The 21,254-nt window shown below is 51.6% G+C and carries 17 protein-coding genes; 2 read left to right on the top strand and 15 right to left on the bottom strand.

Features of this window, described 5'->3' with window-relative positions:
* Positions 1-23 precede the first annotated feature (23 nt).
* The 9 genes from GYMC10_RS10380 to adhE all read right to left on the bottom strand — a co-directional run bounded on the left by GYMC10_RS10380 (position 24) and on the right by adhE (position 13,735).
* The gene (locus GYMC10_RS10380) at positions 24-1,664 is read right to left on the bottom strand and encodes a glycoside hydrolase family 3 protein (RefSeq protein WP_015734436.1); all 1,641 of its coding nucleotides are present in this window, start codon (positions 1,662-1,664) and stop codon (positions 24-26) included.
* 95 nt (positions 1,665-1,759) lie between these two features.
* Positions 1,760-2,545 carry a response regulator gene (locus GYMC10_RS10375; protein ID WP_015734435.1) on the bottom strand — a complete coding sequence of 262 codons (786 nt, stop codon included), beginning with the start codon at positions 2,543-2,545 and terminating at the stop codon, positions 1,760-1,762.
* Entirely contained in the window at positions 2,523-4,379 is a 1,857-nt protein-coding gene (locus GYMC10_RS10370; protein ID WP_036665759.1) for a sensor histidine kinase, read from the bottom strand. The genes GYMC10_RS10375 and GYMC10_RS10370 overlap by 23 nt, the downstream gene beginning before the upstream one ends.
* A 22-nt stretch (positions 4,380-4,401) precedes the next feature.
* On the bottom strand, positions 4,402-5,229 hold the full coding sequence (locus GYMC10_RS10365; RefSeq protein WP_015734433.1) for a carbohydrate ABC transporter permease: 828 nt from the start codon (positions 5,227-5,229) through the stop codon (positions 4,402-4,404).
* Positions 5,229-6,113, bottom strand: a complete 885-nt coding sequence (locus GYMC10_RS10360) for a carbohydrate ABC transporter permease (RefSeq protein ID WP_015734432.1) — start codon at positions 6,111-6,113, stop codon at positions 5,229-5,231. The genes GYMC10_RS10365 and GYMC10_RS10360 overlap by 1 nt, the downstream gene beginning before the upstream one ends.
* Positions 6,114-6,205: 92 nt before the next feature.
* Positions 6,206-7,564, bottom strand: coding sequence for an ABC transporter substrate-binding protein (locus tag GYMC10_RS10355; protein WP_015734431.1), 1,359 nt, complete (start codon positions 7,562-7,564; stop codon positions 6,206-6,208).
* A 223-nt stretch (positions 7,565-7,787) separates the two neighbouring features.
* The gene (gene pflA, locus GYMC10_RS10350) at positions 7,788-8,513 is read right to left on the bottom strand and encodes a pyruvate formate-lyase-activating protein (protein ID WP_015734430.1); all 726 of its coding nucleotides are present in this window, start codon (positions 8,511-8,513) and stop codon (positions 7,788-7,790) included.
* A gap of 43 nt (positions 8,514-8,556) precedes the next feature.
* Positions 8,557-10,803: a formate C-acetyltransferase gene (gene pflB, locus GYMC10_RS10345; protein WP_015734429.1), complete on the bottom strand. Its 2,247-nt coding sequence runs from the start codon at positions 10,801-10,803 to the stop codon at positions 8,557-8,559.
* 319 nt (positions 10,804-11,122) lie between these two features.
* A complete protein-coding gene (gene adhE / locus GYMC10_RS10340; RefSeq protein WP_015734428.1) occupies positions 11,123-13,735 on the bottom strand; it encodes a bifunctional acetaldehyde-CoA/alcohol dehydrogenase in 2,613 nt (870 codons plus the stop codon).
* A gap of 274 nt (positions 13,736-14,009) precedes the next feature.
* On the opposite strand from adhE, the gene GYMC10_RS10335 reads away from it, so the two are divergent.
* Both GYMC10_RS10335 and GYMC10_RS10330 read left to right on the top strand, forming a co-directional pair.
* Positions 14,010-14,735: a Crp/Fnr family transcriptional regulator gene (locus GYMC10_RS10335; protein ID WP_009595016.1), complete on the top strand. Its 726-nt coding sequence runs from the start codon at positions 14,010-14,012 to the stop codon at positions 14,733-14,735.
* Between the two features lie 90 nt (positions 14,736-14,825).
* Positions 14,826-14,984, top strand: coding sequence for a hypothetical protein (locus tag GYMC10_RS10330; RefSeq protein ID WP_009595014.1), 159 nt, complete (start codon positions 14,826-14,828; stop codon positions 14,982-14,984).
* Positions 14,985-15,368: 384 nt separating this feature from the next.
* On the opposite strand, the gene GYMC10_RS10325 is transcribed toward GYMC10_RS10330, so the two are convergent.
* From GYMC10_RS10325 to GYMC10_RS10300, 6 genes are all read right to left on the bottom strand, one after another.
* A complete protein-coding gene (locus tag GYMC10_RS10325; RefSeq protein ID WP_015734427.1) occupies positions 15,369-16,157 on the bottom strand; it encodes a formate/nitrite transporter family protein in 789 nt (262 codons plus the stop codon).
* Between the two features lie 47 nt (positions 16,158-16,204).
* Complete coding sequence (gene nirD / locus GYMC10_RS10320; protein ID WP_009595012.1) at positions 16,205-16,522, bottom strand: nitrite reductase small subunit NirD; 318 nt, start codon at positions 16,520-16,522, stop codon at positions 16,205-16,207.
* A gap of 94 nt (positions 16,523-16,616) precedes the next feature.
* Positions 16,617-19,055: a nitrite reductase large subunit NirB gene (gene nirB / locus GYMC10_RS10315; protein WP_015734426.1), complete on the bottom strand. Its 2,439-nt coding sequence runs from the start codon at positions 19,053-19,055 to the stop codon at positions 16,617-16,619.
* Between the two features lie 179 nt (positions 19,056-19,234).
* Entirely contained in the window at positions 19,235-19,912 is a 678-nt protein-coding gene (locus tag GYMC10_RS10310) for a hypothetical protein (RefSeq protein ID WP_009592828.1), read from the bottom strand.
* Positions 19,913-20,096: 184 nt separating this feature from the next.
* Positions 20,097-20,417: a winged helix-turn-helix transcriptional regulator gene (locus GYMC10_RS10305; protein WP_015734425.1), complete on the bottom strand. Its 321-nt coding sequence runs from the start codon at positions 20,415-20,417 to the stop codon at positions 20,097-20,099.
* Between the two features lie 154 nt (positions 20,418-20,571).
* Complete coding sequence (locus GYMC10_RS10300) at positions 20,572-21,234, bottom strand: uracil-DNA glycosylase (RefSeq protein WP_015734424.1); 663 nt, start codon at positions 21,232-21,234, stop codon at positions 20,572-20,574.
* Positions 21,235-21,254: the final 20 nt, after the last annotated feature.

The raw sequence follows: 21,254 nt of genomic DNA, 5'->3' as shown, positions 1-21,254 counted from the left end.
ACTCCGGTTTGAGCAACCATTATTTAATTATTGACATAGTCCTGATTACCGGTCCAGCCGAGAGGATAGGTCTTGCTGATCCCTACCGGAAGCTTACCTTCAGGCCTAACTTTGCCAACCAATACACCCGCGGCGGCATTCATGTAGTAAGGCGTATTCTCGTAGCTGCACAAATATGCGGGAACTGGCGGAAGATCATTGATATCGTACGGATTGCGGGTTGCGACGATAACGAGTTTCACTTCCTCAAGCTCGCTCAGCCTGCTTACAAGCTTCTGCTGACCTTGTGGAAGACGGCTCTCGGAGGTGTACGTAGCCACCACGATCTGCTTATATCCTTCCGCCGCTTTAACGGCCTGCTCTACCTCTTCGTCGGACATATCCGTCCCGACGCGCAGATCGTCTGCCTGCACGCCGTAACTTCTCAGGGCATCCCCTAGCGTGTAGCTCTTGCTCCATGCTTCGTCGACCTGGGTCGCCTGAAGCAGCTCCGGCCAGATTACGGCAACCGCCTGCTCTGGCTTAAGAGGCAGCTGCCCTTCGTCTTTTACCAGCGTGATTCCCCTGCCTGCGATTTGAGCGAGCAGCTGTTTGGTCTCTTCGGCAACCTCGCCAATCGGGTGGACGGGAAGCTCTTCAGCGAGTTTCGCATTACGTTGTTTGAGTGCCAAAATCCGATCAACGGCTTTGTCGATCAGCTCTACCGGGAGTCTCCCGCCGCGGACGGCCTCAATGACCGCCGTAATCGCTGCCGTCTGCTCCGACAGCGTATGGCTGACCAGCACGCAGTCCGCACCTGCTTCGATCGCGCGGATCGCACCTTCCGGAATGCCGTACTCCTTGGAGATCGCATGCATCTCGAGGCAATCCGTCACGATCAAACCTTCGAAGCCCATTTCCTCCCTCAGCAGCCCCGTTAATACAGCATGAGAAAGCGTTGCAGGCAGATCACTCGGCTCAATGGCTGGGAAACTGACGTGAGCCGTCATGATGGCATCGACGCCGTCCTTGATCGCTTGTGCGAAAGGGAACAGTTCAACGCTGCGGAGCCGTTCCAAATCATGCGGTACGGATGCCCGCCCCAGGTGGGAATCGACGCTGGTGTCGCCATGCCCCGGGAAGTGCTTGGCTGTAGCGGACACCCCTTCTTCCTGATAACCCTTAATCGCCGCAGTCCCGAGCTCGGCAACGGCATGGGGATCTTCGCCGAAGGAGCGCACGCCGATAACCGGGTTGCGCGGATTGTTGTTGACGTCGAGGCAAGGCGCGAAGTTCATGTTCACGCCGAGCGAACGCAATTCGCGCGCCCCGATTTGCGCCACCCTGTAGGCATCCTCTGCGCTGCCCGCTGCTCCAAGCGCCATATTGCCCGGAATGCGGCTGATGCCTTCATGATCGATTCGTGCGACCATGCCGCCCTCCTGATCAATCGAGATCAGAAGCGGAAACGGTTGGCTGCCCGAAGCGAGCTGCTGCAGGGATGCCGACAGCTCGGCAAGCTGAGGCAGCGTCTTCACATTCCGGCGGAAATAGCAGATGCCCCCCACCTGAAATTGTTCGATCAGTATGTTGGCATGCTCATTCGGCGTCAATGCGTTGAAGCCGCATATAAACATTTGTCCTACCTTTTGCTCTAGCGTTAAATCTGCTGCCGTCCATTTCATTGATTCCAAACCTACTTTCTATCAATTTAGAGGACGCCGCAAGTCGGAAGTAGAAGACCTGATGATTATCTGCCTGCTTTCGTCCGATCAAAGACTCAGAGACTCGGCTCCCCGGACATTTCCCGGAATTCGGATGGCGTCATGCCGGTAGCCTTTTGAAATACCTTGGTAAAATACCGCCTCTCATGATAACCGACAAAGGAACCGATCTGTGCAATGTTCTTGTCGCTGTTCACTAACAGGAATTTGGCCGCCTCCATCCGCTGTCTCGTCAAATACTCCACGAAGGTAAGACCGACATGATTCTTGAACAGCAAGCAGAAATAACTGGAGCTGATGCCCAGATGCTCCGAAAGCTCCTCGATCCCCAAGTCCTGTCCCATGTGGGTGTTGATGTACTCCAGGGCAGACGATACCAATTGTTCGGGCGTTTTCTTTACGGCTTCGGGGTTCGGAGCCTCGTCGATCAGCGAAACGGTATTGTAATACTTTTCTTTCGCCCTCTTCTTGCGGATTTCCTCCCCGATCTCCCGAATCTTCATCTCAAGCTCCCCGTAATGAATCGGCTTGCTGATATAATCCTTAACCCCCAGCTTGATCGCTTCACGGGCGTATTCAAATTCCTGATAACCCGTCAGCAAAAAGATTTCTGCCCGGCTTCCTTTCTCCCGGATCTTCGTAATGAAGGTCAGCCCGTCCATGACGGGCATCCGGATATCGCACAAAATCAAATCCGGGTTATACTGATCCGCTACTTCAAGGGCTTCCATCCCGCTGCGGGCAAGTCCGACCACCTTCATGCCCATCTCTTCCCAAGGCAGAACCTTGCTGAGATTGTTCAGGATGGGAGCCTCATCATCAACCAATAATGCCTTCAGCATGCTGCCCTTCCCCCCTGTCATAATTGGGTATGACGCATTGTATAACGGTGCCGCCGGGGCGGCTGGAGCATATGAACAGCCCATAATAAGGGCCGTACTGAATTCTAAGCCGATCAGCCACGCTTCGCAGTCCAAGTCCCCGCCGTTCCTGGTTTACTTTCAGATTCTGCAGCGTCGTCTGATCGGGTACGCCATCCTCGGACACCATATACTCGAACATGGACAACTGCTCAGACGTCATGCCGAGTCCGTTGTCCTCCACCCGGATCACGACATTGCCGAGCTCCTTCCAGGCAGAGATGCGTATCCATCCTGTATAGGAAATTCCCTCGAAGCCATGCTGGATGCTGTTCTCCACCAGGGGCTGCAGCGTCAGCTTCAGGATGCGGCTGTGCATAAGCTCTTTCGGCACGTCGATTTCGTATTCGAACAGATCCTCGAACCGAAACTTTTGAATTTCAAGATAACTTTGAAGATGCTTGATTTCTTCATCCAGCGTAATTTCTTCCTTGTCCTGTATGCTGATCCGCAAAATGCTGGCAAGCCGGTACACCATCTCGCTGACCTTGCGCCCTTCATTCTGGACCGCAAGGACATTGATCGACTCCAACGTGTTAAACAGGAAGTGCGGCTTGATCTGTGCTTGCAGCACACGCATTTCCGCATCGGTCTTCTGCCTTTGCTCCTTCTTGATCTGCGCGAACAGATTGTTGATCCGGTTCATCAAATTGTTGAACCCTTTCGACAGCAGCAGAAGCTCATCCTCGCCCTTCTCTTCCACTCTGGCATTCAAATCCCCATCCTCCACGCGCCGCATAAACCGCACGATGACGGCAATCGTGCCGGTAATCCGGTTCATGAACAGGCGGTTGAACACAATCGCGGTAACCAGACAGATCCCCATGATGACAAAAAACCATTTGGCAAAGGAAGTTACCTCTTGCGACAGCGAGTTCCAATCGGTCACCGAGACGATATTCCAGCCATAATCGTTCAGATGATAAATGGAAACGATATTTTCTTTGCCGTTAAACTTGGCTTTGAAGCTTTGATAGCCTTGCTTAAACTCAACGTCACGCTTCATGTATTGACTGATATTTTGACCATCCATGCCGTTCTGCGGGTCAAACAGAATGAAGCCTTCATTGTTGACCAGCATGAAGGAGGTGTTCTGCAGGTTGTTAGGGAGCGTCAGATTGCGGAAAATCTCCTCGAACTCCCATCTCTTGATCTGGACGACGAGAATTCCCAGCTTGCGGAGCGTCGTGACGTCTTTTATCAACCTGATCTGGGTAAACACCGGATCCGCCCCCGTCAGTTCCGGAAATTCGTGCGGAGCCAGCCATTTGGGAATCCCGTTCAGCTTCACAACCTCTTCATATAAGGGACTGTTCTTAAACTGCTCATAAGGCAGCGTCCTGAAATCCTCTTTGCTGAATATCGGAATGGGTGCTGATTCTTTGTTGAAATGATATAGAAACGCATAACTGATGGCAGGGTGATTATAGAGGAGATTGCGAAAGCTTCGCTGCCTGTCGTTCAATTTCAGCTGGTCGGCATTGGATTCCTTAATCAGGTTCTGCGCATCAGGATCCTTGGCATTCAGCGCCATTGCGAAGACGGAGGTGGCAATCCCGTTATCCGTGACGTACTCCATCTCCTTGAACACGTTCAAAATGCTGTAGCTGATCGCTTTTAGCGAATATTCGGCTTGCTGGCTATACTTTTCCTCAATCGAGTTGTAGGTAATAAAGAATGTAAATAGGCCCAGCACAAATAACGGAATAATAATGAGCCCTAAAAAGGCCGTGAATAGTTTGTTCCGCAAATTCATACGCATGCTCCTGCTCCTCGTATTACCCCTTGACGCTTCCTGCGGTGACGCCTTCAATGATTTTCTCTTGCAGAACGGCATAGATGATAAGGACCGGCAGCACGCTGAATACGATCCCCGCCGACATCTGGGCGTAGTTCATATTGTAAGCGTCCCTGAAACCGACCATTCCGACAGGCAGCGTTCTCAGTTCATCATTCGATAGGAAGTAGTTAGCAAGCAAGAATTCGTTCCAGTTACCCAGGAAATTGATGATAAACACGGTAACGATAGCCGGAACGGTCAGAGGTAAGATAATTCTAGCAAACAAGCCTCCGGACCTCAATCCGTCTATGACCGCGGCTTCCTCGATTTCACCGGGCAGCGACCGCATGAAGGCGGCCAGAATAATCACGGAAAACGGGATGGCATTGGCAACATAGGGCAGAATCAGGGCCATATGCGTATTCAGAATATCCAGCTGCCTCATGATGCCATAAATCGGCAGCAAGAGAGAGTTATTCGGGATCAGCATCCCGATCAAAATACATTGAAAGATGATCGCGCTGATCCGGTTGTATCTCATCCGCGTCACGGCAAAAGCCAGCATTGCCGCAAACAGGATCGATAAGCAGGCCGACAGAACGCCGATGTATAAGCTGTTCCAGAAATACGTGCTGATCTTGGCGCTCACCCAAGCGTTCACGTAGTTATCAAACACCAACGTGCTTGGCAATCCAAACGGGTTCGTTGCAATGGACTGGTTATCCACCTTCACGGATGAGAACAGGACGAACAGGAACGGATACAGGATGACGAGCAAATAAGCCATCAGGAAAATGTGCGGAATCAGTTTCTTTAGTGCCCTCATCAGTATTCAATCCTTTCGTTGCGTCTGGCGATCAGCACCTGGTAGAGTACCGTTACGATAATCGTGAAAAGGAAAATCAACACGGCGATCGAATTGCCGAAGCCATGCTTGAAACTCGTAATCGCGTATCGAATCATATATGTTGCCATAACGTCGGTGGAGCCGGCCGGCCCGCCCTTGGTCATAACCAGGATAATGTCCGCGGCTTTCATGGCTCCCGCAATCGAAAGCATGATCACAACGGAGATAATTGGCATTATTAATGGAAGCGTGATTTTGGTAGCCCTTTGGACGCCTGTCGCTCCGTCAATCGCCGCAGCCTCGTCAAGCTCCTTGGGAATGGACAGAATTGCGGCAAGCACCATCACAATGTAAAAGCCGGTCCATTGCCAAGCGTTTGTAATCAAGATGGCGATCATGGCCCATTTGCGATCCGACAGCCAGTAGATCGGCTCGATGCCAACCAATCCCAACATCTCATTCATCAGGCCAAAGTCCGGATTGTAGATGAATCCCCACAAAATGCCGATGACAGCCGTCGACATGATGGAAGGTGCGAAAACCGCTGTTTTATACAGCCCCTTCAAACGTTTGACGTTGGCGATAAGCAGGGAGAAAACCACGATGATCGGAACCTGGATCAAGCAGGAAAAAAGTATGAAATAGACATTGTTTCGGACCGCCTTCCAGAAGGCATCGTCATTCAGGGCGGTCACATAGTTATCGAGCCCGATGTACTTCACGTCTTTGGAGATGCCGTTCCAGCTCGTAAAGCTGTTGTCAAACGCAGTGAAGATGGGATATATGAAAAAAGCCAGAAACAGCAAGAATGCCGGCAGCACAAAAACGATGTAAATCAGAGGGTTTCTCAGCGCTCTGTTCATGGTAACCTCCGTATTGATGTCTGATGTTGTTTAGACGAAAGGGCACCCCCATATGCCTTTAGCGGGTGGTGCCCTTTCGTCTGGAATTTTAGTTATTCCTCTGAAGCATTAGCCGCTTCCTGTGCTGCTTGAACATTCTCCAGCATCTTCTCGGCATCGAGCTCGCCGCCGATCACCTGCTGGATTCCCATGCTCAGCGCCGTGTTTACGTCGGCTTGAACAAGCGCATCGAAAGCAGGGAAGGATTTGTTGATTTCGCTGACGCCTTTGAAAATGTCCTGCATCAGCGGATCATCCGACGTGGAATTCATCGTTTCCAGATCCATCTTCATCGCCGGCAGTACTCCGTCTTCCTTAAGCCCGCGCAGCTGCATTTCATCCGTCCACATATTTTTGATGAATTCTTTAACCGCTTGAAGCTTGCGAGGATCCTCTGCTACCGCCGCCGAGAAGCCATATCCGTTGTTAGCGTCCTGCATGACGATGACAGGGTCGCCTTCATTCACCGGAGGCAAATTGAAATATCCGATCTTGCCGACCATGTCGCCCGCTTGCGCCGGATCTCTAAATACGGAGTTCGCCCACGATCCGTCCATCATCATGACGGCTTCCCCGGTGATGATTTGATTTCTCATGTCCGCGTATTCAAAGCCGAGCTCGCCTTTTTTGAAGTACCCTTTCTCCACCCATTCCTGATGTTTCTTCACGCCTTCCACGACTTTCGGATCGGTCCATTTGGTTTCCCCGGTCTTGAAGCCGTAAGTTACCTCCGCTCCTGCATAATAACTCCACAGGTTATTCGTGGTCATGAGCGGAATCCATGCATCCTTGGAAGATTGCGCGAACGGAATTTTGCCGTCGGCCTTGATGGCTTCGGCGATCTGCTCAAGTTCCGCCAACGTTTTGGGTACGCTCAGACCTTTCTGGGCGAAGTAATCCTTGTTATAGAAAATACCTTCGATGGAACCGCCGATCGGCAATCCATAGATCTTGCCGTCATGCGTGAACGGGTCCAGTGTCGTAAATTTGTCCTTTATGCCGAGCTCATCCAGGATCGGGGTCAAATCGAGCATCAAGCCTTCTTTGGAATATACGCCTGCATCGGGGCTTCCGAATACGTCGAATACTTCCGGCGGCTTCCCGGCAGCCATCTCGCCTCTCAGTTTCTCTTTACGATTCACTTCAGAGTCTACAGCGTCCAGCTTGATTTTAAGCCCGGGCACCGCTTCTTCGGTTTTGCTGACCACATCGTTCAGCAATGCGAGACGGAACTTCTTGGATTCGCCTACTTGCGTATGGCGAATGGTGATTTCAAACGGCTCATTGCTCACCGTTCCTTCCGAGCCGCCCGACGGCTTTTCTGCCGCCTTGTCACCGCCGCCGCATGCAGACAAAAGCGTGGATGAGACGAACAAAAGCGACATGAATAATGCCAGACCCTTTTTCTTCATTGTCTTTGACCCTCCCGAAGTGTTTGTATATTGATAGGCGCTTTCCTTACATCTTCATTATAGAAAGCGATTCCACTTTACGATAGGTCGATATTTTTCTATCCAAGGGATAATATCCTCTACAAAAAACAATAACCCTTCCATAAAGAGGAAAGGTTATTGTTACTAATGATAACATATTATGTTTAATATTATACAACTAAAATGAGTTCAGAATCGACGGCTATTTCTCGGGAATTTCGCCAATCAACCGGTAGGCGCGTGCGACTTCTTCCTCGGACGGTGAAGGTACGCCTTCCAACGGATAGGCCATGCCGAGCTCCTTCCATTTGTACACGCCCATCTGATGGTATGGCAGGATCTCGAACTTCTCCACGCCGTGCAGCGTGCGGATGAATTGACCGAGCCCCACCAAATCGTCCTCGCTGTCATGGATGCCCGGCACGTAGACGTGCCGGATCCACATGTTCCGACCATGGTCGGACAGCCAGCGGGCGGTCTTCAGCGTCCTTTCATTGGACTTGCCTGTCAGCTTGATGTGCTTCTCATCGTTGATATGCTTCAGATCAAGGAGGACCAAGTCGGTATGCTCCAGCAATTCCGATATTTTATCCGGCTCGTTATACCCGTTGCTGTCCAGGGTCGTATGCAAATTCCAGCGGCGCTTCACTTCCTTGAACAGCTCCGTGACAAAAGGATACTGCAGCGTCGGCTCACCGCCCGAAACGGTGAGTCCTCCACCCGATGACCGGTAGTAGCTCAGATAGGGCTCTATCTCTCGCAGCACGTCATCCACCGTCATTTCATGTCCTTCATGAAGTCCCCAGGTATCCGGGTTGTGGCAGTATTGACACTTCAGAAGGCAGCCCTGCATGAAGAGCACAAAGCGGATACCCGGACCGTCCACCGTTCCGAACGTTTCTATGGAGTGTACATGACCTTTTAGCATGGTGCGTCATCCTTTCTGTATCCGCTATGGTTGTCTTCCATCCTTACATCGATCCGTGGAAGGTACGGTTAATGACATCGAGCTGCTGTTCGCGCGTCAGTTTGACGAAGTTGACCGCATAGCCGGATACCCGGATGGTTAACTGCGGATAATTCTCCGGATGCTCCATCGCATCGATCAGCTGCTCACGGTCAAACACGTTCACGTTCAAATGATGGGCCTTGCTGCCAAAGTAGCCGTCCAGCATGGCAACCAGATTGTTTACCCGAATGTCGCTTTCTTTGCCCAGGGCTTTCGGCACGATCGAGAACGTATTCGAGATGCCGTCCAGACTGTCCTCATAAGGCAGCTTGGCCACGGAAGTCAGCGAAGCGAGGGCTCCCTTCTTATCGCGTCCGTGCATCGGGTTTGCGCCCGGAGCAAACGGCTCGCCTGCTTTGCGTCCATCCGGCGTGGTTCCCGTCTTCTTGCCGTATACCACGTTCGACGTAATCGTGAGCACCGATTGGGTCGGCATGGCATCGCGGTAGGCTTTGTGCTTGCGGATCATGCTCATGAAGGCCTCGACCAGTTCAACGGCGATGCCGTCCACGCGGTCGTCGTTGTTGCCGTAGCATGGGAAATCGCCTTCGATTTCAAAATCCACCGCAATCCCTTGCTCATTGCGTACCGGCTTCACCTTCGCATATTTAATCGCGCTCAGCGAATCCGCTGCTACGGACAAGCCCGCTATGCCGCATGCCATCGTACGCAGGATATCGCGGTCGTGAAGCGCCATTTCAATCCGCTCGTAGCTGTATTTGTCATGCATGTAGTGAATCACGTTGAGGGTATTCATGTAGAGTTTCGCGAGCCATTCCATCATCGGCTTGAAGCGCTTCATGACCTCGTCATAACTCAGAACCTCAGCGGTGATCGCCGGATATTCCGGTCCGACCTGGGCGCCGGATTTCTCATCCTTCCCGCCGTTGATTGCATACAGCAGCGCTTTGGCCAGGTTCGCTCTGGCTCCGAAGAACTGCATCTGCTTCCCGATGCGCATGGCGGATACGCAGCAGGCGATGCCGTAATCGTCCCCATAGATCGGACGCATGAGATCGTCATTCTCATATTGGATCGAGCTCGTTTCGATCGATACCTTCGAACAGTATTTTTTGAAGGCCTCCGGAAGCTTCTCCGACCACAGCACCGTCAAGTTCGGTTCCGGCGCAGGTCCCAGATTGTACAAGGTGTGCAGGAAACGGAAGCTGTTCTTGGTTACTCTCGTTTCACCGTTCAACGACATGCCGCCGATGGATTCGGTCACCCACGTCGGATCGCCGCTGAACAGCTCGTTGTAATCCGGCGTGCGCAGGAACTTCACGATCCGCAGCTTCATGACAAAATGGTCTACCAGTTCCTGGGCTTTCTCTTCCGTCAGTATGCCTTCAGCCAAATCCCGCTGGATATAAATATCGAGGAAAGAAGATACCCGGCCAAGCGACATGGCAGCGCCGTTTTGCTCCTTGATCGCGGCCAAATAACCGAAATACAGCCATTGGAATGCTTCCTTCGCCGTATTCGCAGGTTTGGAAATGTCAAAGCCGTGCATGCCGGCCATTTCTTTCAGTTCCTTGAGGGCGCGCATTTGTTCGGACAGCTCTTCCCGCAGACGGATCACCGGCTCGTCCATAGCGTCCACTTCAAGCTCGCCAAGTTCTCTCAGTTTGTCCTGGATCAGCGCGTCCACGCCGTATAACGATACTCTGCGATAGTCGCCGATGATGCGGCCGCGGCCGTATGCATCCGGAAGACCCGTAATAATCCCGGCTTTGCGCGCTGCTCTCATCTCCGGAGTATAGGCATCGAATACGCCCTGGTTATGCGTTTTGCGGATGCCGTTGAAGATATCCACAACCGCCTGCGGCATTTCGAAGCCGTATGCGTTGCACGCATCAATCATCATCCGGATACCCCCGAAAGGCTGAATCGAGCGTTTGAACGGCTCATCGGTCTGCACGCCGACGACCTGTTCTTTATCTTTATCCAAGTAGCCAGGCTGGTGGGAGGTGATGGTGGAAGGCGTATGGACATCCACGTCCAAAACCCCGCCGTTATCCCTTTCCTTCTTGGTTAAATCCGATACGATATCCCACAGTGCCTTGGTGTTGTCCGTAGGTCCCGCCAAGAAATCATCAGAGCCATAATAAGGGGTAATATTCTCTGCAATAAAATCGTTAACGTCAATGCGCTTGGTCCATTTACCTGATTTAAAACCTTTCCAGCCAACTTCTTTTTCAATCACCGACATATTGAATCCCTCCTAGATTATGCTGCAGCTTGCAGGGACTGGCAGGGCCACACATTGATCTATCTCAGATCTTAAATGTGATTATTTTCACGATCAATGGCATCTCTGCCCCGCCATGTGCCTTCAAGCTTCTATATCAAAGATCTGAGATTCAGCTTTCTGCTACACCTTTATTGTAGTCCTGTTGATCCGCAGCATCTGTGATAAAAATCACAAAGTTGTGGTTATCCGTGATTTTTATCACTCTGATTCCGGGCTCCCCTGGCTTCTACCACCATTTATAATGGAATTTAGGCTCAGCCTTCTGTCCCTTTCCTGTTTAGAAAAGTCCATAGAAGGCGTTGCGATATACTTCTGCAAGCTCTGTCACCAGCGGCAGCTTGGGATTGCTGGTCGTGCACTGATCTTCGAAAGCCCGGTCCGCCAAATGCTCGACGTTTCTCTCGAAGTCCTGTGGATCGATGCCCAGCTGCTGGAACGATTCCTCGATGCCGAGTTTGCTGTTCAGCTCGCGGATGGCGGCGATCAGGCTGTTTACACCCTCCTCCGTCGTTCTTGCCGGCAGTCCAAGAATCCGTGCGATCTCGGCATATCTTTCATCGGCCACAAAGTGGGTGTACTTCGGCCATGCCGCGAATTTCGTTGGCTTCTTGGCATTGTAGCGAATGACGTGCGGCATCAGTATGGCATTGGTCCGTCCATGCGCCGTATGGTACTGTCCCCCCCATTTATGCGCAAGACTGTGATTGATGCCCAGGAACGCGTTCGCAAAGGCCATGCCTGCAAGCGTCGAAGCATTATGCATTTTCTCGCGGGCGAGTTTGTCGCCGGTCAGCGCCGATTGCTCAAGATACTGGAACACCAGCTGGATGGCTTTGATGGCAAGCCCATCCGTGTAATCGCTAGCCATCACCGATACGTAGGCTTCAATCGCATGCGTCAGGACGTCCATGCCGGTATCGGCCACCGCCGTTTTAGGCAAGGTGTACACGAATTCCGGATCGATGATCGCCACGTCCGGCGTCAGCTCATAGTCTGCCAGCGGGTATTTGGTATTTCCCTGCACTTTGTCCGTGATGACGGCAAACGAAGTTACTTCCGAGCCCGTTCCCGACGTTGTCGGAATGGCTACGAATTTCGCCTTCCGTCCCAGCTTCGGATATTTATAGACCCGTTTGCGGATATCCATGAATTTTTGCTTCAGGTTGTTGAAGTCCGTATCCGGATATTCATAGAACAGCCACATCGCTTTTGCGGCATCCATAGGCGATCCGCCGCCAAGGGCGATGATGCAGTCCGGCTGGAACCGTTCCAGCATCTCCGTACCCCGTTCAACGGTCGTTGTCGAAGGATCCGGCTCGACTTCCGAGAACACCTCGATGGCTACCGGCAGTCTGCGCTGACGCAGGTAATGCTCTACCCGCTCCACATATCCCAGCTTCACCATCATGGGGTCGGTTACGATCGCGACGCGGGTGATGTCAGGCATTTTGGCGAGATACTGCGTCGAGCCTTTTTCAAAGTAAATTTTGTCCGGCACTTTAAACCACTGCATATTCACGGTTCTGCGGTTCACCCTTTTCACGTTGATGAGATTGACGGCCGTCACGTTCGACGACGTGGAATTCCGGCCATACGAACCGCAGCCGAGCGTCAGCGATGGCAGGTTCGTGTTGTAGATATCCCCGATGCCGCCTTGCGAAGAAGGCTGGTTGACCAGGATGCGGCAGGTCTTCATGCGATCCGAGAATTTCAGGATGACGTCCTCATTGTGCGAGTGGATGACCGACGAGTGGCCCATGCCGCCAAAAGCAACCATCTCTTCGGCGCGCGTGATGCCCTCTTCCGCATCTTTCACTTTATAGCAGGCCAGCACCGGGCTCAGCTTCTCGGCGGACAACGGATAAGCAGGACCGACTCCCTCCAGCTCGGCGACCAGAATCTTGGTGCTTTCCGGTACCTCAAAGCCGCAAGCCTCGGCAATCTTGGCTGCCGGCTGTCCGACGATGGTAGGATTGACGGCGCATTTATCCGCTACCATGGCATGCGCAGTCAGCTTCGCCAGCTCTTCCTTGTTCACGAAATAACAGCCGCTGGCGATCATTTTTTTCTTCACGTTATGATAGATCGGCTCCTCGATAATGACCGCTTGTTCGGATGCGCAGATCATGCCGTTATCAAACGTCTTGGACAAAATCAAGTCGTTCACCGCTTGATCGAGGTCCGCGCTTTTCTCGATGAAGCACGGCACGTTGCCGGGACCTACGCCGAGGGCTGGCTTGCCGCAGCTGTATGCTGCTTTGACCATCGCCGATCCGCCCGTAGCCAGAATGCAGGCAACGTCAGGATGGTTCATGAGTGTATTGGTTTTATCCATGGAAGGAGCCTCGATCCACTGGATGCAGTCGGCCGGAGCGCCTTGTTTCACGGCGGCGTCCCGCAGGATGAGCGCGGCCTCCCTGCTGCATGCCTGCGCGGATGGATGGAAACCGAAGATGATCGGGTTTCTTGTTTTGATGGAGATCAGCGCCTTGAATATGGTGGTCGAGGTCGGATTGGTTACCGGTGTGATCCCCATGATGATCCCGATCGGCTCCGCAATTTTTTGGAAGCTGTCATAGGCATTGTCTTCGATGATACCTACCGTTTTGTCGTACTTGATGCTGTTGTGGATATACTCCGTGGCAAACAGGTTTTTGATGATTTTGTCTTCATACACGCCGCGGCCCGTTTCTTCAACCGCCATTTTCGCCAGCTGCATGTGCTTCTCAAGTCCGGCCATGGCCATGGCCTGCACAATTCCGTCGACTTGCTCCTGATCGAGTTTCATAAACTTTTCTTTTGCCCGATTCGCCTTGTCGATCAGACCTTGAATGTACTCTGCTGCCGTTTGTCCCTTCACTTCAACCGTTGTTCCTTTGCTCACAGCCATATCTCTCATCCTCCCATGGTTCATGTTCTTTCTGTCTACGCTTCGATCGTAACACAGACGCTTCTTAAATCATGTGAAATATTTCACAATATTAAAATTTATCTTTTCTGTGTGATTTATACCTGTCTTTTCCCTCTTTCAAGTGAAAGAGATCACAATGTTTGAAAATTCGCCATGATTTCCCTCTTGTTCCGCCCCACAAGTGAATGTTTTCACGTTATAATGTATTTAAAGATTAAACAGATCAAATTTTAGGATGTTAGGGGATACCACCATGAAAACTGTAGACCATGTAATGGAAATCGAAAACTTAGGGAACACGCAGTGCTTCTCGGAACAAAACCGCAACCGTCTGCTGGTCACCATGAAGGAAAGGGTACTCCCTGAAGGATCGCATTTGTTCTGGGAAGGCGACTTCGCCGACAAGCTGTACTTCGTTAAACAAGGAAGAATTAAATTGACCAAATCGACGGATGAAGGCAAAGAGCTTATTCTATATATGTACCATCCTGGAGACATGGTCGGGCAAGCCGATCCATTCTTCAGCAACAACCACAGTTTTTCGGCAGAGGTGCTTGAGGACAGCGTAGTCGGGGTCATCGAGCACAAGGATCTGGAGCTGCTGATCTGCCAGCATTGCGACTTCGCGATTGATTTCATGAAGTGGATGGGCATACACCACCGCATCACGCAGACCAAATTCCGCGATCTCATGATGTACGGCAAGCCCGGCGCATTAACGTCGACGCTGATTCGTCTGGGCAATACCTACGGGCAGCATCAAGAGGATGGCACCATTCTCATCAACAAAAAGATCACCCACACCGATCTTTCGAACATGATCGGGGCCACCCGCGAAAGCGTGAACCGGATGCTGAGCGACCTTCGCAAAAAGGACGCCATCGAATATGCCGGCGGCATGATTGTTATCAAAGATCTGCCGATGCTGCAGGAAATATGCCACTGCGAGCTGTGTCCGAACGAAATCTGCCGGATTTGATCCGCCTAAAGCCCCTTTGGTGCATAATATATGGGCATCTGCTTACAATAAACCTTGTCTTTCCAAACCAAATCAAAGGGAGTGCTCAGCATGCGTGAAGGTTTGATTCCTGCTGTTCTTGGAACCGTGGTTTCTGCTTCGGGTGCCGCTCTGCTTTGCAGCAGGTATAAATTTGCTGCAACCGGTATTCTAGGCTTCGGACTGGCTCATATGGTGCTTGGTGCGATTGACCTGGTGGAACATCGGTAAACGATTTGGAAGGCAAGATTCTCACGGCTGTCCTTTCAGTTCAATGACTGAGGAGGACAGCTTATTTATGCTATCGCCCTCCTGCTCCCTTCAGCGATGACATATCCAAAAGCGGATTTCCCAAAAGAATATTACATCTGACTGGAAGCCCACCACTTTTTTCTGCTTGGAGAGTTCCGTGTGCGCATCGTTCCTCCCATTGCCTTTGTCCCCAAATTTCTTGGAATGGTCGTATCGTATACAAAAAAAGAAACCGTTGCTTGGCAAATGGACGAATGACAGACCATTAACCAAGAACGGTTTCTTTGTTTATTCGTCAGGTTGGACTTCATCTGACAATGAACTAGGAGGATGGAATTCCTCCGTTACACCGCCTATCATAGCCTACTTTTGCTTGCTCCCTTTTCCCGAAGAGATAAACCAGTAAGCCATGCCTACAAACAACCCGCCGCCAATGATATTCCCCAGCGTGACCGGCACCATGTTACTGATCCAGCCGCCGATGGATACCGTCTCGGGATGTCCCGGCAAAATCGTCGCCAGCGTCAGAAGCGACATGTTCGCTACGCTATGCTCATACCCTGTCGCAATGAAGGCAAACAGGCACCACCATATTAAAATCAGTTTCGTGGTTTCTCCTTTGGCCCGAATCCCCATCCACAGGGCCAGACATACAAGCCAGTTACATAATATGCCTCTAAAAAACAGCTCCATGAACGGATCGTTCATTTTCTTGGCTGCTGCCGTGAAGATGAGATGATCGGGCGGCAGCCCTTTGAACAGGCCGGAAGCATAAACCAGATAGCTGAGCAGGATCGCTCCCGCCAAATTGCCGATAAACACAAGTCCCCAGTTTTTCAGCGTGTCCCCCATCGTCGTTCGTTTCGATAACGTGCTTATCGTAAAAAACATATGATTTCCGGTGAACAGCTCTGAACCGGCAAACACAACCAACGTGAGCGCAATCCCGAATGCAGCTCCCATGACGAGGGACTGGAAAGGCGAACCGGCGGCTGCCAGCGGCGCGCCCAGCTTAAAGATCAATACGATCCCAATGCCGACATAAGCGCCGGCCAGCATGGCCGATACCATGTAGCGCAGCAAGTTGTTGTTCATCTGCTCTTTTTTCGCGACCGCGGCATTGACGACGGCTTCCACATCATTGTTAAACATGGGTTACCACCTCTTGGTTTCGTCTGTTGAAGCTGCTTATTACGGCCTTATACACCTACCTCAACCTTTCCGTCCACGGCGCGAACCGGATATATCCGAACTTGGCCCTTATCCGGAGCCTGCACAAGCCCTGTCGAAAGCTCGATTTTCCAATCGTATAACGGATCGTAAATGTAATGCCCGGATACGATGGCTTCGGCTAACGGACCTCCTTTGGGATGCGGGCTTTTATTCTCCAAAGCAAACCATTGATGATCCGAGGTCCGAAAGACGGCAATCTCCCGGTCACCGATTTGGACCACCCTTCCGAGTTGCGACAGAAATTCATGTTCATTCCCTACCGTGATATAAGTTCCGGTTTCCATAATGCGCAGCCTCCACTTCTCTTGTTCGATTCCCATCCAAGCAATAAGCTCTCTATAATCCGGCAGCCAAGGGGGGAACCGTTCTCCCCCTCGATTACTTGCTGCCGACCGGTCTTGCGTCCTGGAACAGCGTATTGCGCAGCTTATCGTCGTTCAGCACTTTCTTCCACGGATCTTCCACTTGCTGCAGGGCCAGCTCAATTCTTTCCACCAGCTCCTTACGCTGTTTAGCATCATCAAGGACCGCCGCACGGATTTGTTCCAGTCCCAGACGCTCTACCCATTCCGACGTTCTCTCGAGGTACTTGCCGGTTTCACGGTAGTACTGCATCAAGGCGCCGCAGATCTCGATCAATTCCTCGTCCGTTTTCACCTTACAGAACGAATCGGCCAGGCGTGCCTTCGTTCCGCCGTTGCCTCCGACGAATATCTCCCATCCGCCGTCATTGCCGACGATCCCGATGTCCTTCGTGCACGATTCGGCACAATTTCGCGGACATCCGTTGACCGCCATTTTAAACTTCGCCGGAAAATCCAGCCGCTCGAATTTCTCCTCGAGGAATGCACCCATGCCCATCGAATCCTGCGTGCCGAAGCGGCAGAATTGGGAGCCTACGCAGGTCTTGACGGTCCGCAGCGATTTGGCATAAGCATAACCGGACGGCATATCCAGCTCTTCCCATACGCTTGGCAAATCTTCCTTCTTCACGCCGATCAGATCCAGACGCTGTCCGCCGGTTACCTTAACGACCTTAACATTGTACTTAAGCGATACGTCCGCAATTTTCTTCAAATCCTCCGGCGTGGTAACGCCGCCGTACATTCTTGGCACTACCGTGTAAGTGCCGTCTTTCTGAATGTTGGCGTTCATCCGTTCGTTGACGAAGCGGGACTCCCTCTCCTCTTGATGGGTCACCGGATTCAGCATCGCCAAATAATAATGGATGGCAGGACGGCATTTCGAGCAGCCCTCAGGGTTGCTGAAGTTCAGAACATGCATGACTTCCTTCGTCGTGGTCAGCCCCTTGGCGCTGATTTCGGCGACGATTTCGTCCCGGTCGAGCGTGGTGCACGGACATATGCCTTGTTTGCCTGCCGTCTTAAAGCCATCGCCCAGTACGCTCTGAAGGATTTGCTCCACGACTGGCTTGCAGCCTCCGCAAGAACGGGTCGCTCCCGTGCAAGCTTTGATTTCGTCCACCGTCGTGAGGCTTTGAAGCGTCACGGCATCCACAATGGCCTTTTTGGTTACGCCGTTGCAGCCGCAGACGATTTCATCGTCGGGCATCTTATCCAGCGAGAAGGCCTTGCCGTTTCCTTTACTTGCACATTCGGTGCCTATGATCGAATGATAGATCTCCTCGGTCATGGCCGTCTTTTTTCGAATCATGGATTGAAGGCTGGCCGAATCGCTGACATCCCCGAACAGAATCGCGCCGACGATGATATTGTCGCGCAGCAGGATTTTCTTATAAGTCTTGCGCCAATCGTCCTTCGCCACGATCACCGAGTGATCGGCCTGCTCCATGAACTCTCCTGCGGAGAATACATCAACGCCGCTGATTTTCAGTTTCGTCGATACGATGCTGCCCTCGTAAGGCTGGCCGTCCACGCCGCAGAGATGCTTGGCAAGAACCTGTCCCTGCTCGAACAACGGCGCAACCAGGCCGTAGCATGCCCCCCGATGCTCGCAGCATTCGCCGACCGCATACACGTCCGGCCAGGAGGTCTGAAGATAATCGTTGACTACGATTCCCCGGTTCACTTCGATACCGCTCGCTTGGGCTGCAGCAACGTTCGCTCTGATACCCACGGCCATGACCACGAGTTCCGCTTCAAGCTCATCTCCATCTTTGAACCGCAGCCCCGTGACTCTCTCATCGCCCATGATTTCCGTGGTTTGTTTGCCTAATAAGAACCGGATGCCCTGCCGCTCCAGCTCCCTTTGCAGCATCCCCGATGCCATGGAATCCAGCTGGCTCTCCATCAAATCCTGCATGAGATGAACCACCGTCACCTCCATGCCCAGGCTGACCAATCCCTTCGCGGCTTCCAGACCCAGCAACCCTCCTCCGATGACGGCCGCTTTCTTGTATGCCTTGGCGGCTTGAAGCATCTGCGTGCAGTCGGCGATGTTTCGAAATCCGATAACTCCCTCTTTATCACTGCCCGGTACAGGCAATATAAAAGGTTTCGAACCTGTAGCTATAATCACTTTGTCATAAGGAACCGTCAATCCGTTATCGGCCGTCACTACCTTGCGCTCCCCGTCGATGGCGGTGACGGTCACACCCGTATGCAGGGTGATCTGATTGTCCTCGTACCATTTCCAGTCATTCAATACGATGTCGTCCAAGGTTTTGCTGCCTTCCAGCACATAGGACAACATAATGCGATTGTAGTTCGGGTGAGGCTCCTGTCCAATGACGGTGATGTCAAATTTCCCACCCAATTTAATGATTTGCTCGACCGTGCTTATGCCTGCGATACCGTTGCCAATGACAACCAACTTTTCTCTCTTTATATTGGACATCGTTTGATTCCTCCCCAACACGTGATCTAGTGCTCGTGTATTCCACTGCTTACAAGTAAATTATATCGTGTAAAGGCATATATTTTTGTGATTTATTTCACATTGATCTTTAAAATTTAAATAAAAATACCAAATAACCCTGTCCGATTGGAACAAGGTTATCCTAAAAAGACGGCCTGCTATATGATTTCGGCTTCCATATAGGCTCGTTCGCCGCCGGGCACTTTTAAATAGGGACGAATTCCGGCAAATCCCCCCGCATCCAGGTTCACCCCGGTCATCCAGTTCCCCTCCAAAAGGCCTCCTTCCGACTGCATGATGACGGCAGGCGCCTCGATATGCTCCTGGTACAGTACGATGCCGGCCTGAATGGTCTTATAGGCTTTTCCTTGCTGCACCAAAGGCACTGCACTAATATACGTTGGCACAAAATAATGGGCGATCACGTCCAGCTCCTCCCCGTCGAAGAACGCTTCGCTGCCGAGGAAGGGATGCAGCATCACGATTTTTTCATAGAGCGACCAGATGATCATATGCAGGAATCTTCCCATCCGTCCCTTATTCTGCTCGGAAGACGAATTCAATGTTTCGGTTTCATAACCAATGAACTTCCATCCGCCGGGAGCCTTGACCCATTTCTGGAACATGTCGACCCGAGCGGTGCCGTCTTGGCTAACGGATGCTACAGCGTCTGGGCTTGTTCCACACACGGCCGACCACAGTGATTCCGGTACATACTGGCTCAGCACCCTCTTGGTTTTCTCAAATATATGAAGCACTTGTAATGAAGCGTTTTCAAGCTCTGAGATGTCCTCTTGTCCATAATGGAACCGGGAGATATTCGTTCGCTTGATCATGGGCTCGCCTCCTTGATATGCCGCCTGGATTATTACATCATATAGAAGGTGCGTCAGCTTGGTGCATGTCCGGATATTTTTGCAGGACGAAACAAAAAATCAGCCATTCCGGTTAAGAAAAAAAACCCTGAAATGAGGATATCTCATGCCAGGGTTTAATCGTCAACGGGAGTCTTAAGATGACTCATCTGTCGATCCATTGTTCTGCCCAGGATGAAATTTGCTCCATCACCGGACGCAGTGCTTTGCCTTTTTCAGTCAGTTCATATTCAATACGTACCGGAGTTTCCGGATAGACATGACGAATCAGTATGCCTTCGCATTCCAAATCCTTCATCCGCTCGGAGAGCATTTTATCGCTCATGGACGGAATCAAATTCGAAATATCCTTAAAGCGCTTAGGTCCGCTCATCAGCGTTTGAATAATCAAGCCGTTCCACCGTTTGCCCAGAAAAGAAAAGGCCGATTCGAAACGGGGACACATCGTAACATTTGTAACTTCCATATCCCTTCACCTCTTTACGAAGTCACCTTGTTTATAGAAACTCATAAGCTTACCCAGAAATCTAGAAAACTTACGAATTGTAAGTATGTTTCATTTTAGCATATTTTCGAGAAGCTGAAAACCTCCTAGCCCCTTTTTCCCAGAAAATCAGCGCTTATCCCCCTAATATCCGAGCCAAAATATCCAAATCGTCCTCAATCAAAGTGGATAATTTCCTATTATACAGCACCGCCGCTGGATGGAACAGAGGGAATATCTTATAGGTCTCCGGTGAAAACACATAGCCTGCTCCGGGATTTTCCGGATCAGCCGCTTGCTGAACCGGGCCCTCCATCAGCTTGCCATGCAGCGACGTCACCGTTTCATGGCTTCCGATTAACCGGTGCAGCGCCGTATTTCCCATCGGTGCCAGGATGTCCGGGCGGACCCATCGGATCTCTTCATCAAGCAAAGGCGCATGCGCCAAAATTTCCGCCTTGGTCGGCGTGCGATTCGATCGGCTGATGACATTCTCGCCCGAAGGCCTCACGAGCACTTTATCCTTGTAGGGCCTGCTTCGCATGGAACTGGTAATATATACCTGGTCCCGCGTCAGTTTCAGACGTTCCAGGTACGCGTTCATCTCTTGTCCGGCCTGCCCTACGAAAGGTTTGCCTTCCAAAACTTCATGAGCTCCGGGCGCTTCCCCGATGAACATGATTTTCGCAAAGCGGACTCCCCTACCGAGCAGGAAGCCCTCAACGGGTTGATGGACGAGCCTGGCCCGGCATATGGCGATGGTTGCGGGATCTACAGGTGCGCTTTGTACTTCGTTCATGTGTACAGCCCCCCTCTCCT

The sequence above is a fragment of the Paenibacillus sp. Y412MC10 genome (genome assembly GCF_000024685.1).
Classification (GTDB): Bacteria; Bacillota; Bacilli; order Paenibacillales; family Paenibacillaceae; genus Paenibacillus_AQ; species Paenibacillus_AQ lautus_A.
The sequence above is the reverse complement of the archived record's forward strand: the minus strand, read 5'-3'. Positions and strand labels throughout refer to the sequence as shown.

Excerpts from the sequence above, each read along its gene's own strand:
- GYMC10_RS10380 (WP_015734436.1), bottom strand. The coding sequence starts at position 1,664 with ATGAAATGGACGGCAGCAGATTTAACGCTAGAGCAAAAGGTAGGACAA.
- GYMC10_RS10375 (WP_015734435.1), bottom strand. The coding sequence starts at position 2,545 with ATGCTGAAGGCATTATTGGTTGATGATGAGGCTCCCATCCTGAACAAT.
- GYMC10_RS10370 (WP_036665759.1), bottom strand. The coding sequence starts at position 4,379 with ATGAATTTGCGGAACAAACTATTCACGGCCTTTTTAGGGCTCATTATT.
- GYMC10_RS10365 (WP_015734433.1), bottom strand. The coding sequence starts at position 5,229 with ATGAGGGCACTAAAGAAACTGATTCCGCACATTTTCCTGATGGCTTAT.
- GYMC10_RS10360 (WP_015734432.1), bottom strand. The coding sequence starts at position 6,113 with ATGAACAGAGCGCTGAGAAACCCTCTGATTTACATCGTTTTTGTGCTG.
- GYMC10_RS10355 (WP_015734431.1), bottom strand. The coding sequence starts at position 7,564 with ATGAAGAAAAAGGGTCTGGCATTATTCATGTCGCTTTTGTTCGTCTCA.
- pflA (WP_015734430.1), bottom strand. The coding sequence starts at position 8,513 with ATGCTAAAAGGTCATGTACACTCCATAGAAACGTTCGGAACGGTGGAC.
- pflB (WP_015734429.1), bottom strand. The coding sequence starts at position 10,803 with ATGTCGGTGATTGAAAAAGAAGTTGGCTGGAAAGGTTTTAAATCAGGT.
- adhE (WP_015734428.1), bottom strand. The coding sequence starts at position 13,735 with ATGGCTGTGAGCAAAGGAACAACGGTTGAAGTGAAGGGACAAACGGCA.
- GYMC10_RS10335 (WP_009595016.1), top strand. The coding sequence starts at position 14,010 with ATGAAAACTGTAGACCATGTAATGGAAATCGAAAACTTAGGGAACACG.
- GYMC10_RS10330 (WP_009595014.1), top strand. The coding sequence starts at position 14,826 with ATGCGTGAAGGTTTGATTCCTGCTGTTCTTGGAACCGTGGTTTCTGCT.
- GYMC10_RS10325 (WP_015734427.1), bottom strand. The coding sequence starts at position 16,157 with ATGTTTAACAATGATGTGGAAGCCGTCGTCAATGCCGCGGTCGCGAAA.
- nirD (WP_009595012.1), bottom strand. The coding sequence starts at position 16,522 with ATGGAAACCGGAACTTATATCACGGTAGGGAATGAACATGAATTTCTG.
- nirB (WP_015734426.1), bottom strand. The coding sequence starts at position 19,055 with ATGTCCAATATAAAGAGAGAAAAGTTGGTTGTCATTGGCAACGGTATC.
- GYMC10_RS10310 (WP_009592828.1), bottom strand. The coding sequence starts at position 19,912 with ATGATCAAGCGAACGAATATCTCCCGGTTCCATTATGGACAAGAGGAC.
- GYMC10_RS10305 (WP_015734425.1), bottom strand. The coding sequence starts at position 20,417 with ATGGAAGTTACAAATGTTACGATGTGTCCCCGTTTCGAATCGGCCTTT.
- GYMC10_RS10300 (WP_015734424.1), bottom strand. The coding sequence starts at position 21,234 with ATGAACGAAGTACAAAGCGCACCTGTAGATCCCGCAACCATCGCCATA.